Source organism: Marisediminitalea lipolytica, from assembly GCF_001758465.1.
GTDB classification, from domain to species: domain Bacteria; phylum Pseudomonadota; class Gammaproteobacteria; order Enterobacterales; family Alteromonadaceae; genus Alteromonas; species Alteromonas lipolytica.
In genome coordinates this window covers 499780-513010 of the sequence record NZ_MJIC01000014.1, presented here as the reverse complement: position 1 = coordinate 513010, position 13231 = coordinate 499780, and the positions used below count along the sequence as shown (strand labels likewise).

16 protein-coding genes are annotated in these 13231 nt (G+C 50.1%); all 16 read right to left on the bottom strand.

Annotated features, from left to right (window positions below; genetic code table 11):
• Positions 1 to 126: 126 nt before the first annotated feature.
• A complete protein-coding gene (gene upp, locus BFC17_RS13290; RefSeq protein WP_070176954.1) occupies positions 127 to 756 on the bottom strand; it encodes a uracil phosphoribosyltransferase in 630 nt (209 codons plus the stop codon).
• Between the two features lie 117 nt (positions 757 to 873).
• On the bottom strand, positions 874 to 1422 hold the full coding sequence (locus BFC17_RS13285) for a hypothetical protein (RefSeq protein ID WP_070176953.1): 549 nt from the start codon (positions 1420 to 1422) through the stop codon (positions 874 to 876).
• A gap of 259 nt (positions 1423 to 1681) precedes the next feature.
• A complete protein-coding gene (locus BFC17_RS13280; protein WP_070176952.1) occupies positions 1682 to 2035 on the bottom strand; it encodes a 2Fe-2S iron-sulfur cluster-binding protein in 354 nt (117 codons plus the stop codon).
• Between the two features lie 37 nt (positions 2036 to 2072).
• Positions 2073 to 2492 carry a tautomerase family protein gene (locus tag BFC17_RS13275; RefSeq protein WP_070176951.1) on the bottom strand — a complete coding sequence of 140 codons (420 nt, stop codon included), beginning with the start codon at positions 2490 to 2492 and terminating at the stop codon, positions 2073 to 2075.
• Positions 2493 to 2520: 28 nt separating this feature from the next.
• A complete protein-coding gene (locus BFC17_RS13270; RefSeq protein ID WP_070176950.1) occupies positions 2521 to 3273 on the bottom strand; it encodes an SDR family NAD(P)-dependent oxidoreductase in 753 nt (250 codons plus the stop codon).
• Positions 3274 to 3282: 9 nt separating this feature from the next.
• Entirely contained in the window at positions 3283 to 4317 is a 1035-nt protein-coding gene (gene dmpG, locus BFC17_RS13265; RefSeq protein ID WP_070176949.1) for a 4-hydroxy-2-oxovalerate aldolase, read from the bottom strand.
• Positions 4317 to 5231 (bottom strand): acetaldehyde dehydrogenase (acetylating), encoded by a 915-nt coding sequence (locus tag BFC17_RS13260; RefSeq protein WP_070176948.1) that lies wholly within the window; start codon positions 5229 to 5231, stop codon positions 4317 to 4319. The genes dmpG and BFC17_RS13260 overlap by 1 nt, the downstream gene beginning before the upstream one ends.
• A gap of 2 nt (positions 5232 to 5233) precedes the next feature.
• Complete coding sequence (locus BFC17_RS13255) at positions 5234 to 5479, bottom strand: tautomerase family protein (protein ID WP_070176947.1); 246 nt, start codon at positions 5477 to 5479, stop codon at positions 5234 to 5236.
• Positions 5480 to 5504: 25 nt separating this feature from the next.
• Positions 5505 to 6299, bottom strand: a complete 795-nt coding sequence (gene dmpH / locus BFC17_RS13250; protein ID WP_070176946.1) for a 2-oxo-3-hexenedioate decarboxylase — start codon at positions 6297 to 6299, stop codon at positions 5505 to 5507.
• Complete coding sequence (gene dmpE / locus BFC17_RS13245) at positions 6296 to 7093, bottom strand: 2-oxopent-4-enoate hydratase (RefSeq protein WP_070176945.1); 798 nt, start codon at positions 7091 to 7093, stop codon at positions 6296 to 6298. The genes dmpH and dmpE overlap by 4 nt, the downstream gene beginning before the upstream one ends.
• Positions 7094 to 7105: 12 nt before the next feature.
• Complete coding sequence (locus BFC17_RS13240; RefSeq protein WP_070176944.1) at positions 7106 to 8566, bottom strand: 2-hydroxymuconic semialdehyde dehydrogenase; 1461 nt, start codon at positions 8564 to 8566, stop codon at positions 7106 to 7108.
• A 333-nt stretch (positions 8567 to 8899) separates the two neighbouring features.
• Entirely contained in the window at positions 8900 to 9961 is a 1062-nt protein-coding gene (locus BFC17_RS13235) for an NADH:ubiquinone reductase (Na(+)-transporting) subunit F (protein ID WP_070176943.1), read from the bottom strand.
• A gap of 2 nt (positions 9962 to 9963) precedes the next feature.
• On the bottom strand, positions 9964 to 10326 hold the full coding sequence (locus tag BFC17_RS13230; protein ID WP_070176942.1) for a phenol hydroxylase subunit P4: 363 nt from the start codon (positions 10324 to 10326) through the stop codon (positions 9964 to 9966).
• 79 nt (positions 10327 to 10405) lie between these two features.
• Positions 10406 to 11920: a YHS domain-containing protein gene (locus BFC17_RS13225; protein WP_070176941.1), complete on the bottom strand. Its 1515-nt coding sequence runs from the start codon at positions 11918 to 11920 to the stop codon at positions 10406 to 10408.
• 9 nt (positions 11921 to 11929) lie between these two features.
• A complete protein-coding gene (locus tag BFC17_RS13220; protein WP_070176940.1) occupies positions 11930 to 12199 on the bottom strand; it encodes an MmoB/DmpM family protein in 270 nt (89 codons plus the stop codon).
• Between the two features lie 8 nt (positions 12200 to 12207).
• Positions 12208 to 13206: a ferritin family protein gene (locus BFC17_RS13215; protein WP_070176939.1), complete on the bottom strand. Its 999-nt coding sequence runs from the start codon at positions 13204 to 13206 to the stop codon at positions 12208 to 12210.
• Between the last annotated feature and the right edge of the window lie 25 nt (positions 13207 to 13231).

The window sequence follows — 13231 nt, the reverse complement described above, 5'->3', positions numbered from 1 at the left end:
ATTAAGTTTAAAAAATTATTAATAATAATATTAGCATAAAACAAAAGGTTAAACGTTCTAAATCGTTTAACCTTTTGATTAAGATGAGGTGTTTTTTAACCGCGAGGGAATAGGTGGAGAGTACTGCTAGCGGGTACCAAAAATCTTATCGCCGGCGTCACCCAGTCCGGGCAGAATATAGCCCTTATCATTGAGCCGGTCATCAATAGACGCGGTGTATATATCCACATCCGGATGGGCCGCTTCAACCGCAGCGATGCCTTCTGGCGCAGCGACTAAAAACAAGCCCATGATTTTCTGACAGCCTTTTTGCTTGAGTAAATCAATGGTGGCAATCAGCGTACCGCCGGTCGCCAGCATAGGGTCAACAATCAGCGCAGTACGCTTGTCGATATTCTTCACCACCTTGTCAAAGTAAGCCACCGGCTGCAGAGTATCTTCATCTCGATACAAGCCCACCACACTAATCTTGGCATTGGGGATCAGCTTGAGGACGCCATCCAGCATGCCAAGCCCGGCACGTAAAATGGGCACTACCGTAATCTTTTTCCCTTTGATACTTTTCACTTTAAGGGTTTCTCCGGTCCAGCCCTTAATATCCACCAGCTCAACCGGCAGATGTCGGGTTGCCTCGTAGGTCAGTAAATTCCCTACTTCACCGGCAAGCTCGCGAAAATCCTTACTGCTGATAGAGGCCTCTCGCATCAGGCCAATTTTGTGCTGAACCAGAGGATGGGTAATTTCATAAATTGCCATACAGATGATGCCTTATAGATACGTGGTGTCACCATGGTACGACAAAACGCTCAGCAAAGGTGAGCGTTTTGTCTTGTCGCTGGTTGGCGTAACGCATCGCACTCCCGCGGCGATGCATTACTGGATGGATTCAACCACCTTATTGCTATGGTGGCCAAAAAGGTCGCGTATTTTGGCCACTGACTGGCCTTCGCGCAAATTCACCACAACAGCATAATGCTGAGCCTTTAAGGCCTGGCGAACTACTTCAATAATTTGCGTTCGGTCCGGACGCAAGCTCAGTAATCCAGCAACAAACAAGCCAATAAAGATGCCTGGTGAGATTAACGCAATGTAGGTAAAGGTTGGATTCTGTTGCGTCAGTGCCGGACCAATACTAACCAGCAGGTAAGCCGTGATCAGCCCAACGGCCAGACCAGCAGCACCTAACAGCAGATGCGAAAACCACATCATTTTACCCAGAGCTTTACTGTCCCCTTCCAGCTTACGGTTAAATTCACTGTCACCGGGCTCAATCAACGTGACCTGTTCGGCATCAATGCTGGATGAATCCACCACATGCTTTATAGCTTGTCTGGCGCTTCGCTCTGTTTCGTAAACAGAAGCGATCTGTACATTTTCTGCCGGAATAAAGGTGGTTCGAAAATTTGGGGTTGAGTCAGACATATCGCACCTCGTCTTTCGCAAGTCTTAACAATTATTACCATTTCTTACCAAATTAAATTCAAGTTTCAGACCATTAATTAATTAGCTGAAATTGCTAGACAAATTGGGAAGCTTTTGGAGCAGCCCGTGCTTAAGCGAGCAATAACGCAACGCACTGTGAAATATTTGCAGACAAAAAAACAGGGCGAAAACGCCCTGTAGAAAAAGTGTTGATAATGTCCAAATTATCCGCACCTCGTGCTCTTTTTTGCAAAAAGTCTTACTCTGTGCTTTCGCTGGTCGCCAGCAAAAAGGATTCGGCTTTTACACATTTACGTTCAAACTGGCGCTGGCATTTGCCAATCACACTGAGCGTGATATCTGACTCAGGAAACACCTTGCATGCCAGCACGATGCCGGCATCCTGTTCTTCCTGGGTAATATGACAGCGACTCATTTTCCGGGCGCTGTAGTCTCCGGTTTCTATTTTTATTTTACAGATGCCACAGCCTCCGCCGCGACATCCTACCGGGATCCCTTTTCGGCCCAGCCGCGCCATGCCATCTAAAAGCGATTCTTCTGCACGGCAGGAGTACGACTCCTGCGTGTTAATTATATCGACCGTAAATGACATGGTGCTCTCCCCTATTCAATTTGCTGACGCTCACCGCTTATGATGCGGCGTTAGCGCGCGCCTCGATTTCAGCCTTGCGAATTTCGGAGGCTAAACTGCCGGCGATACTCCAGTTTTCCGGTTCTACTGTGTAGCAGTTGCCACGAATTTCGGCACGATCCACATTCAGCGTTGCCGCCAGCATGGCAGTAAATTGTTCAGCGATAGCCTGACGCTGAGCCAGCGTGCGGCCTTTCATCACAATAAACTCGAAGAACGGCGCGTTCTTTCCGCCCTTACTGACCAGCTTACCGCCTACGCCAATAAGGTTGGGGGCATGCAAATCCACAAAAACGCGAATACGTTCGACAGGACTGTCCAGCACCTCAGCATAAATTTGCGTGGCCTGTTCGATGACCGATTCAATCTGGTCATCGCTGATATCTTTATCAGCTAAATGAAACTTAACGATTGGCATAACACTACTCCCGATAGAAAAAGGCGGTCTAAGGCAACCCTTTACGCCGACCAGAGTCGAGCATAATGGTTGACCCGGTCATACCAATGGCACGATCGTCCAGCAAATTACACACTGCCCAGCCCACTTGTTCAGCCGTAGTAAACTGATGTACTGACGACTCATCAAGCAGTTCATCCAGTACGTCATCTACGCTGATACCACGTTGCTCAGCGCGAGCCGCTGCCACATTACGCAAGCGTTCACTGTCGGCTGGCCCCGGCGCAATAGTATGGGCACTAATGCCACGGCGACCATAGGCTAAGGATAGCTGACGCATTACATTTACCAGTGCAGCGTTAGCAACCCCGGCAGATGCGGCGTATTCCGTAGGTTCCAGACCATAGTGACCGCCAATCGCAACAATGCGTGCATTGTCGGTAAAGTGTTCATCGGCGGCGCGACTTAATCGTAAAATACCGCCGACTTTAATGTTCACGGCATCCACCATAGCTGCTGTAGGGGCTTTCAGAATGCCACCAGCAACCGCCACGCCGGGGCCGTGTACCAGCATTTTTACCGGCGCGGTAATCGCGGATTTAATGGCTTCAATCGCACTGTCCTGACTGATATCAGCCTGGACCACACTGACGTCATTAAAGCGTTCAGTGAGACTCGCCAGTGAATCGGCGCTGCGGCCAACGGCCAGCACATGCAGGCCGTTTTCAACTAACTGACGAACAATTTCCACACCAAAAGTGCCGGTAGCACCAACGACAATGGCGAGATTTTTATCAGGCATAGGGCACCTTTATACAGCTTCTTTTAACAGGCCTTTTTCTTTGGCCAGTGTCATGGCGGTATCCTGGATCATATCTTCCTGGCCACCGATCATTTTCTTACGGCCCAGCTCTACCAGAATGTCACGGGCAGATAAGCCATATTTTTCCGCGGCCTTCTTAGCGTGGAGTAAGAAGGTGGAGTAAACCCCGGCATAACCCAGCGTGAGAGAATCACGGTCGATTCTTACCATGTGATCCATCATCGGCGTGATAATGTCTTCAGCGATATCCATCAGCCTGAACAAATCAAGACCGGTGGGGATATTCATACGCTCCAGCACTGCCGCCAGTACTTCCAGTGGCGTGTTGCCTGCACCGGCACCAAGACCAGCGACAGAAGCGTCAATACGGGTCGCGCCAGCTTCAATTGCGGCAACGGAGTTCGCTACGCCCATACCCATGTTATGGTGGCCGTGGAAGCCAATTTCAGTTTCAGGTTTCAGTTCATTACGCAGCATGCCGATGATTTCGGTAACGTCTGCCGGCAACATGTAACCAGCAGAGTCGGTGATGTAGACGGTATTAGCACCGTAAGATTCCATCAGTAAGGCTTGCTCTGTCAGACCTTTTGGTGTGTTTAAGTGCGACATCATCAAAAAGCCTGAAGTATCCATGCCTAATTCACGCGCAAAAGCGATGTGCTGGGGTGAGGTGTCAGCTTCGGTACAGTGAGTCGCTACGTGCACACTACGTGCGCCACTTTCATAAGCTGACTTCAGCTCTTTCATGGTGCCAAGGCCTGGGATCAGCAGCACAGAAATAATGGTTTGCTTAACCGCATCTGCCACTGCACTGATGTACTCCTCATTACTGGCAAGGGCAAAGCCATGCTGTAATGAGTTTCCGCCAAGGCCGGCACCGTGAGTAACCTGAATGTAGGGTACGCCGGCATTATCCATCGCTTTTGCGACTTTAACCATTTGCTCTACGCTGATTTGCTCTTTCTTCGCATGCATACCATCGCGCAGGCACATGTCATGTAAAATAATATTCTTATCGCTCATTACGCTGCCTCCACTGGGGTTAACTTGATGGTGCCGTTAGCAATTTCTTCGGCAAACATTTCTGCCGTACGGGTGGCCGCGGCGGTCATGATGTCCAGGTTACCGGCATATTTCGGCAGGTAATCACCCAGGCCAGCCACTTCCATAAAGACCGCAACTTTGTTGCCATCAAAACTTGGCCCGTTAACCAGCTTGTAGCCCGGCACGTATTTCTGCACTTCTTCGATCATCTTCAGAATGGAATCACGAATCGCCACTTCATCCGGCTCGCCTTCGGTCAGGCAGTAAATGGTATTACGCATGATGATAGGTGGATCAGCCGGATTGATGACGCAGAGCGCTTTACCGCGTTTCGCGCCCCCCACTTTCTCGATAGCGTTAGAGGTAGTAAAGGTAAATTCATCGAGGTTAGCGCGGGTACCAGCGCCGATTGATTTACTGGATAAGCTGGCAATAATTTCGGCATATTCCACGCCCTGTACCTGAGCCACGGCATTTACAATCGGAATGGTCGCCTGGCCTGCACAGGAAATCATATTGACATTCATTTCCTGTTTATCGGCATGTTCTTTCAGGTTAACCGGCGGCACGCACAATGGGCCGATGGCCGCTGGCGTCAGGTCAATCATCATCACACCCAGAGCATTCAGTTTGCGGCTGTTTTCAGCATGTACATAGGCACTGGTCGCATCGAAAGCGATCTGAATACCATCTTCCTCAACGTGCGGCAGCAGACCATCAACACCTTCTGCTGTGGTTTTCAGTCCCATCTTGGCAGCGCGGGCCAGACCTTCAGATTCAGGGTCGATACCTACCATCCAAACCGGCTCGAGCCATTCGCTACGCATCACTTTGTACATAAGGTCGGTACCAATATTGCCCGAACCAATTAACGCACATTTAATCTTTTTCATTACTATTTTCCCTCTGCATTCAGTGGTTGTTGGGCTGACTGTTGCGCCGAAAGCTGAGCCTGGCTACGCTCTTTCATGGTCATTCCGGACACAAAAAAGTCGTGTTCACCGTGTTCGGTGATCAGGATACGAACGGATTCGCGTTTTACCCCCAGCGACGACACCAGTGCCTCGGTGACGGCTTTCGCGGCATTACATTTTTGCTCTTCCGTTCGCCCTTTCATCAGGTGCATTTCGAGTATTGGCATTTTTGTTCTCCTCCTACGGCCAGGCTTATTCGAAGCGCAGACTGACGCTGCCTAAATCCTGGTAACGGGCGATCACGTTGTCACCCGGCTTAACCGCCACTGCCGCAGTAATACCGCCACTCATGACAAAACTACCGGCGGGTAACACTTCGCCCATGTCATGTAAGATGTTAACCAGCATGGCAACCGCATCGGCAGGATGGCCCATTACCGCCGCAGAAGAGCCCATCTCAACAATTTCACCGTTCAGTTCCATGGCCACACCAATACCGTCGACCTCAATATCTTCAACGTAACGAGGGCGACCACCGGCCACAAAGCGGGCTGAAGAGCTGTTATCGGCGATAACACTGGGCAAATCGAACTTGAAGTTCTCATAACGGGAATCAATCACTTCTACCGCAGGCATGACAAAATCGGTCGCCGCGAGCACGTCAGCGCGGGTACATGCCGGGCCGCTCAGTTCTGCCTTAGTAATGAAGGCAACTTCACATTCCACCCGTGGATGTACCAGGTCATCAGTGCTGATAGCCGTATTTTCCGGGCGCGACATGGCATCAGTAAGGAATCCGATGGAAGGTTTATCCACCCCCATCTGCACCATTTTCGCTTTTGAGGTCAGGCCGGCTTTCCAGCCCACCAGTTTTTCACCCTGTTCAATAAAACGGGCACGCAGGGCATTTTGTACTGCATAACCATCTTCTACTGTCATTTCCGGGTATTCGTTTGTGAGTTTGGGAATGTCATAAGCACGGCGCTGAGCACCCTCCACTCGCTCACAAAAACGGATGATTTGTTCTGGGGTTAAGCTGGTTTTCATACTTTTGTGCTCCCGGCAAATTTCACTTTACAACCACCCACGCCGGCGATGTAACACTCGAGTTCGTCTCCGTCGGTCACCGGGACTAACGCAGATTGTGAGCCAGACAGAATCACTTCACCCGCTTTAAACGGAATGCCCAACTCACCTAAGGTATTGGCCAGCCAGGCCACTGCATTAAATGGCGAGCCCTGCACTGCAGCGCCAACACCGGTAGAAAATAACTCGCCATTTTTATACAGGGTCATGCCTGCCATGGTGATGTCGACCTTGCGCGGATCGGCTTTGATATTGCTCACCACGTATACACCGCAGGATGCGTTGTCCGCTACGGTATCCTGGATTTTGATTTTCCAGTCGTTGATACGCGAGTCGACGATCTCAAAACACGGGCTGACATAATCGGTGGCGCGAATAACGTCCACGGCGGTAATGCCCGGGCCAATCAGATCTTCTTTCAGTACGATGGCCAGCTCAGCTTCTGCTTTCGGCTGGATAAGTTCGTTCAGGTCGATAGTCTCACCTTCCTGATACACCATTTTGTCGGTCAGCTGACCAAAGTCAGGCTGGAACACACCAAGAAAATCCTGCACCGCTTTACTAGTAACACCGATTTTCTTACCGACTATTTTCTCGCCGGCGTCAATGCGACGCTTGATGTACTGAAGCTGAATTTCGTAAGCTTGCTCCAGCGTAATATCCGGGTATTGCTCGGTGAAAGGGACCAGCGTATTGCGCGACAGCATCGCCTCGTAAAGGTCGTCACCGAGTTTTTTAATTTGAGCGTTATCCATGGAATCAGCCTCCTACAACTTCACGCAAACGTTACGCAGCTCAGTGTAGAACTCCAGTGAATGCACGCCGCCTTCACGGCCTATACCAGACTGTTTAGTACCACCGAATGCGGTGCGCAGGTCGCGCAGGAACCAGCTGTTTACCCAGCAAATACCCACATCGATTTTGGCTGCCATACGGTGAGCGCGAGGCAGGTCTTTGGTCCAGATGGTGGTTGCCAGGCCGTAATCCGTGTTGTTAGCCAGGCCGATGACTTCCTCTTCCGTATCAAACGGACGAATGTGGCAGCACGGGCCGAAAATTTCTTCACGCACGACAGCGGCATCATCAGATAAACCGGTCCAGATAGTAGGCTGGATCCAGTTGCCGTCTTTTAATGCTTCCGGTACTTCAGGTACACCACCGCCGGTTACCACCGTTGCGCCATCTTCCACGGCTTTTTGATAGTAAGACAACACCTTGTTCTGATGTTCTTTACTGATCAGCGGGCCGTAATTAACGCCTTCATCAGTGGGCTTACCATAATTAACGGCTTCGGCTTTTTCTTTCAGCGCAGCAACGAACTTATCGAAAATCGGGCGCTCAACGTAAACCCGCTCGGTACCTAAACACACCTGACCCGAGTTTAAGAATGATGAGCGGGAAATGCCTTCGATGGCTTTATCAAAATCACAATCCGCAAATACGATGCCGGCATTTTTACCGCCCATTTCAAAGGATACATCGCGGGTACCTTCGGCTGCCGCTTTCATGATCGCGGTACCCGTGCGGGTTTCGCCGGTAAAGGTAATGGCATCCACATCTTTGTGTTCCGTCAGGAAGGCACCAGCCGAATCCGGACCAAACCCATTCACCACGTTATACACACCTTTTGGCACACCCACCTTGTTCATCACTTCGCCCAGCAGTACAGAGGTCAGCGGAGTTTCTTCAGATGGCTTGACTACCACGGTATTACCACAGGCCAGCGCCGGACCAACTTTCCAGGTCATCAGCATAAAAGGCGCATTCCACGGGCTGATAACACCGATAACGCCTTTTGGTGTGCGCACACCATAGTTCAGTGCACCGGCCCCGTCCGGCGTATCCAGCATAAAGCTCTCGGTAGGTACATTTTTGATGGTGTCAGCAAAGATTTTAAAGTTAGCCGCACCACGGGGAATGAACACATGACGCATAACATGCGAAGGCTGACCGGTATCAGCCATTTCCGCTTCAACAAAATCTTCAAAACGACGGGTAATTTCGTCAGCCACTTCGTACAGCATCTCAACACGCTGATTGGTGGTAAAGGTCGACCACTCCCCCTGCAGTGCGGCTTTAGCGGCTAAAACGGCTTCATTAACGTCGCTGCGTCCTGCTTCAGCAATGCTGGCGATAACCTCGCCGGTAACCGGAGATACTTTGTCAAAACGCTTGCCATCTCTGGCTGCAACAAACTCTCCGCGGATAAAATTTTCTACTTGGCGCATATCGGACTCTCGCTTAAGGCTTATGCAAGCCCTTAAATTAATATTTACAACTCAATAACACTTAAAGTCAGTGTAATTTCCCAACCCCATACCGTCTAATACCATTTATAAAACCAATCGATACTTTAAAGGTATGTTTAAAAGAGGCAGAAATCCCGGCACAACAAAGCGGTGGTTCCCCCTGGATAACTCACTTCTCCGGGACCAAAATAAAAAGCCACATTACCCGTTAGCGTGCTGCGTTCAGGCATTGTGGCTTGCACTTTGTAATAACAGGATGTCATCGCGACTCCATGCGTCTGTAGCCGAAACTACAGACGCTATTCTGTTTAATCAGATATTCTTAAATAACGGGCTTCGTACCTGTTGCGCGTCGGCCGCCGAGATAAATTTCTCAGTGTAGATATCACGCTCAAATAAACGCCCTTGCATTAAGGTGTTAATGCAAGCATCTATCATGAGCGGAGGACCACACAGATAAGCTTTATTACCACTGAAGTCACCGTTAAAGGCGCGTTGTGCAGCTTCATGCACAAACCCAACCTCGCCCTTCCACTCACCGTCATCGCCTGCGTCGGAAAGCGCAGGTATATAAGTAAAATTACTGTACTTTTCTGCCAGCGCTAAAAACTCGTCATGATAATAGAGTTCTTCGCGGGTACGCTGACCGTACACCAGCGTTATAGGTAACTCACAGCCTTCTTCAAGCAATTCCACGATCATCGAACGCGGGCTCGACAGCCCTGACCCACCGGCCATAAAGATCATGGGCATGTCGGCAGACTTTTTCACGAAGAAGCGGCCATAGGGACCACTAAAGGAGATCGCATCGCCTTCTTTCAGTTCGTCATGAATATAAGCCGTACCCACACCACCAGGCACTTTACGAATGTTCAGCTCAATCTCACCGGATTGCTCAGGAATACTGGCGATTGAAAACGCCCGGCTGCCAATATCGTCAGGTAAATTAAGGTTGATATACTGACCAGCCTGAAAATCGATACCCTCGGCATCTTCTATTTTCAGCCAGATACCCTTGATGGTGGGCGTCAGATCTTCAATGCGACTGACGGTGCACTGATAATCCTGTACCGGCAGATTGCGGGAGTCAGGGTCTTCCTCAATCTCCGCTTCGATCACCAGATCGCTTTCCGGAATGGCACAACAAGCCAGGCATTTATTCTCGTCACGCTCGAAATCCATAAGCGCGAAGCTGGATGCTTCGCCGTGGTCCACTTCGCCATCCAGCACATCAATCTTGCAGGTCGCACACAGACCATGACAGCAGGCGTGAGGGAGATAAATCCCGGCGCGTAATGCGGCATCAAGGATGGTCTGGTCCTCTTCCACCTCTATGGTTTGCCCCAATGGCTCAATGGTTACTTCAAAACTCATGGTTACTCTCCCTGGGGCGGAACCAAGGTCGATAGACCCGGCGTTTTAAAGCGAAACTGTTCTTTATGCACCAGCCCGTTTTCTTTTACCGTTTTATTAAAGTCCGGGGTCCATAGTTCGCCGCTCTTCGTCCACTCAATGGCATCCCAGTCAATTTTGTCAAAGTCCGGATCCGGCTGCATCAAGGGCTTTAACTGTTGCTCAATAATGTCACCGAGTTTTTGATCAGGCGCACCGAACAGCATAAAAGGTGCTGCCATCAACAAATGATGGTCCCAGCTTGCGAACAACAACTGATGGCCATAATAGTTTTCTACTCTGTCCCGCGATGGGAATTTGTATTCACCAATTGCAACAACTGCCATAATAATTCTCCTGATTTGGCCTGCTCAGGCAGGCTGTGGCCGCCAGCCTGAGCAGGCGGCGCTCTGTTTAGTCGTATGATTAGTCGGTAGAAACCTGTTTTCGCCACTTCTCGAAGTTCGCTTTATCTTCTGAGTTGGCATATTCACCGGCGGCGGTAGGCTCAAGGCTCACCCATTCCATCCAGGCAGCCAGATCGCCCTTTAGCGGCGCCTGCATAAGGGCCGGCATAGGTAACCAGGCCTGAATATACTTCTCTGGTTCCTGTTCAAATACGTGCTGACAACCGTCAGAGCAGAAGTGATATTTCTCGCCTTCATATTCTGTTTCCCGGTGGGCCAGTTGCGTCGGATCGTCTGGCTCAGTGAACAGACAAGGCAGCTGACAGGTCTGACACAGTTTAGGCAGACCAAAGTTGTTGTACTCGCCGCCGGCTTCTTTTTGCGCAATCGCATATTCCCAGCGCGGCAGGTAGTATTTTTCAAACGTGGTCGGGTACTTTTCTTTTAACCACTCAATGTCGCTGTCAGTCGGTGTCCATGAGTGGAACGCGGTACCAAATTTCCACTGATACAGACCCAGCATAATTTGATGCGAAGTGTGATCGATTGATTTTTCCACGTCATCCCAGTGCATTGGCGGACGGATCCCGTAGCGGGCCAGATCGCGGAACAGCGCGTTACCGTTTTCAACGCCATAGATATTCCACGCTTCACGCCAGGACATAACCCGTTTAGGCAACATATAATCCATCATCGCTGCAACCAGCGTCAGCAGGCGGCAACCACGCCAGAACCATTTATCAATCCATTTCTGCACAATCGGAATATTGTCCGGATCCTGCTCCAGCATAAACTTGATACATTCCAGACCCAGCGTCATGTGGCGGGCTTCGTCTGACTGCGCTGAGAAACCAAAGGTACAGGTGGCCATATCGCCGTTATAGGCGGCACCTGACATAAATGGCACGAACAGTAAGTTGGTCAGTACGTATTCGAATGAGAAACCAATGGCAATCAGGAACTCAAAAGGCCCGGCTGACATGGCATCATCGAAAAATGAACGGGGTACTGAGGTGTACCAGATACGGTCACGCTGGGTGGCAAAATCCTTAAAGCCGTTGTAGAACTTGTTGTAGTTCGACATGGCATGTACCTGGGTCTGAGCATGACGAATTTCATCGATGGACTGCATCTGACACGCTACCTGCGGGCCAACGCCTGCAAATTCACGGCCGACACGAGCAAAACCACGGTGCGCCGAATATTCACCCGGGCTGATACCTTGCAGGAACAACTTGATTGCCGTTAAGTAGCGGGCATCTGTCACATTCAGGTGGCCGTTGTTCTGAGCATGAGCGTCGATGATCGCATAGTACTTACGCTCTTTTTCAGCCTGATACTTCCAGTAGGCATCCATAGTCAGGCGGAACGGATCTTCCCACTTGGACCAGTCATGAACCTTAATGCCTTCGTAATCAACATAAGGATAGATTTCTTTCTCATCGCGATAGCTTGGCTCCCAGGCCAGATCGCGGGTCATTAAGCGATACTTCTCTTTAACGTTGAGTTTCTTGGGGGTCTTTTTAATATCCACGATGGTCTCCTAGCTGTTCCAGGTGAGTGTCAGCGCGTCTTCGTCTTCATCGACGTTGCCGCTTAGCGTGATTAAGTTAATGTTGAGTTCCTGCATATCGAACTCACGGCCAATTTCTTCTTCGATGGTTTCGCGGCGTACCACCAGGTGGCCCTCGGCCTGCACCTTGACCATGGCCGGTTCGTGCACCACTTCAGCGTCCGGATTGTCCTGCTCAATAGCATCCACAATTGAGCGGGTTTCTTCGTTGGCCTGTAAAATGATAAATACTTTAGACATGTTGATTCCTACTTAAACAGACCGGCTTTTTTGGCACGTTTCATTAATTCATCGTGCACGTCGCTTACCAGATCGTCGGCGGCGTTGCCCGCAACGGCCAGGCCAGCAACCGGCAGTAAGACAGACGTAAAATGGTTCGCAGCAGTGTCGATCCACTCTTCCAGCACGGCTTTATTTTCCGCTGATTCTGCCGCCATGGTTTTCACCACAGAGTCCATCCAACGAACAGATTCCAGGTACCAGTTAGTCATAAACTGAGTCAGAATTGAGATACCTGAACCGCCCTGTTCAACCAGGTTCTGGTCAACAATGCGCTGGAATACCAGTGGATAAAGCAGGCCATCAAGTACAAAGTTCTGTTTAATGAACACTTCAACCGGATCGCGCACACACAGCAGATCTTCCAGTGAACGACGTAGCGGCTGCCAGGCATCGCTGTCCATCCAATCTTGTTTTGCCGCTTCCAGCGCTTCCACATCACCAATCATCAGACCAAGGCGTGACAAGTACTGGGCAATCCCTAAGTTATCCATCGCGTGATAAACACAAGGCTGGGTAAATACCGTGCCATAGCCGTAACCACACACCAGGGTGTTGTTGAGATTGGCGGCATAATTAACGTGACGTAATGGGATCAGTACATCCTGAACAATGGCAAGCACCGGGTCCGGCATTCCTTCAATCAGGCCCAGGGTTTCCACTGTCTTAAAGTTTGACTCCATGGTTTCCTGCTGCTTCGCACGGTTCAGCGTGTAGGTGCTGTAATAAAACTGGCGCGGATCCTTTAAGTCGTACCAGTCGTTCATGCGGATCTTGCTTAAGTTAGGATCGTAAAGTTCCTGCTCTGGTGCCCAGGTAGGACGATAATGCAGATTCTCAACGGCCTGCAGGTCGTAACTGGCTTCCTGATAACGCGACGGGATTTTTTTATCACCAAAGCGCTTGATTAAATGCGAGAACGCCTTGTTCTTTTGCTCGATACTGACCGTTTGTACATCTATTTGCATAACTGTTTTCCTCTAAACTTGTCTG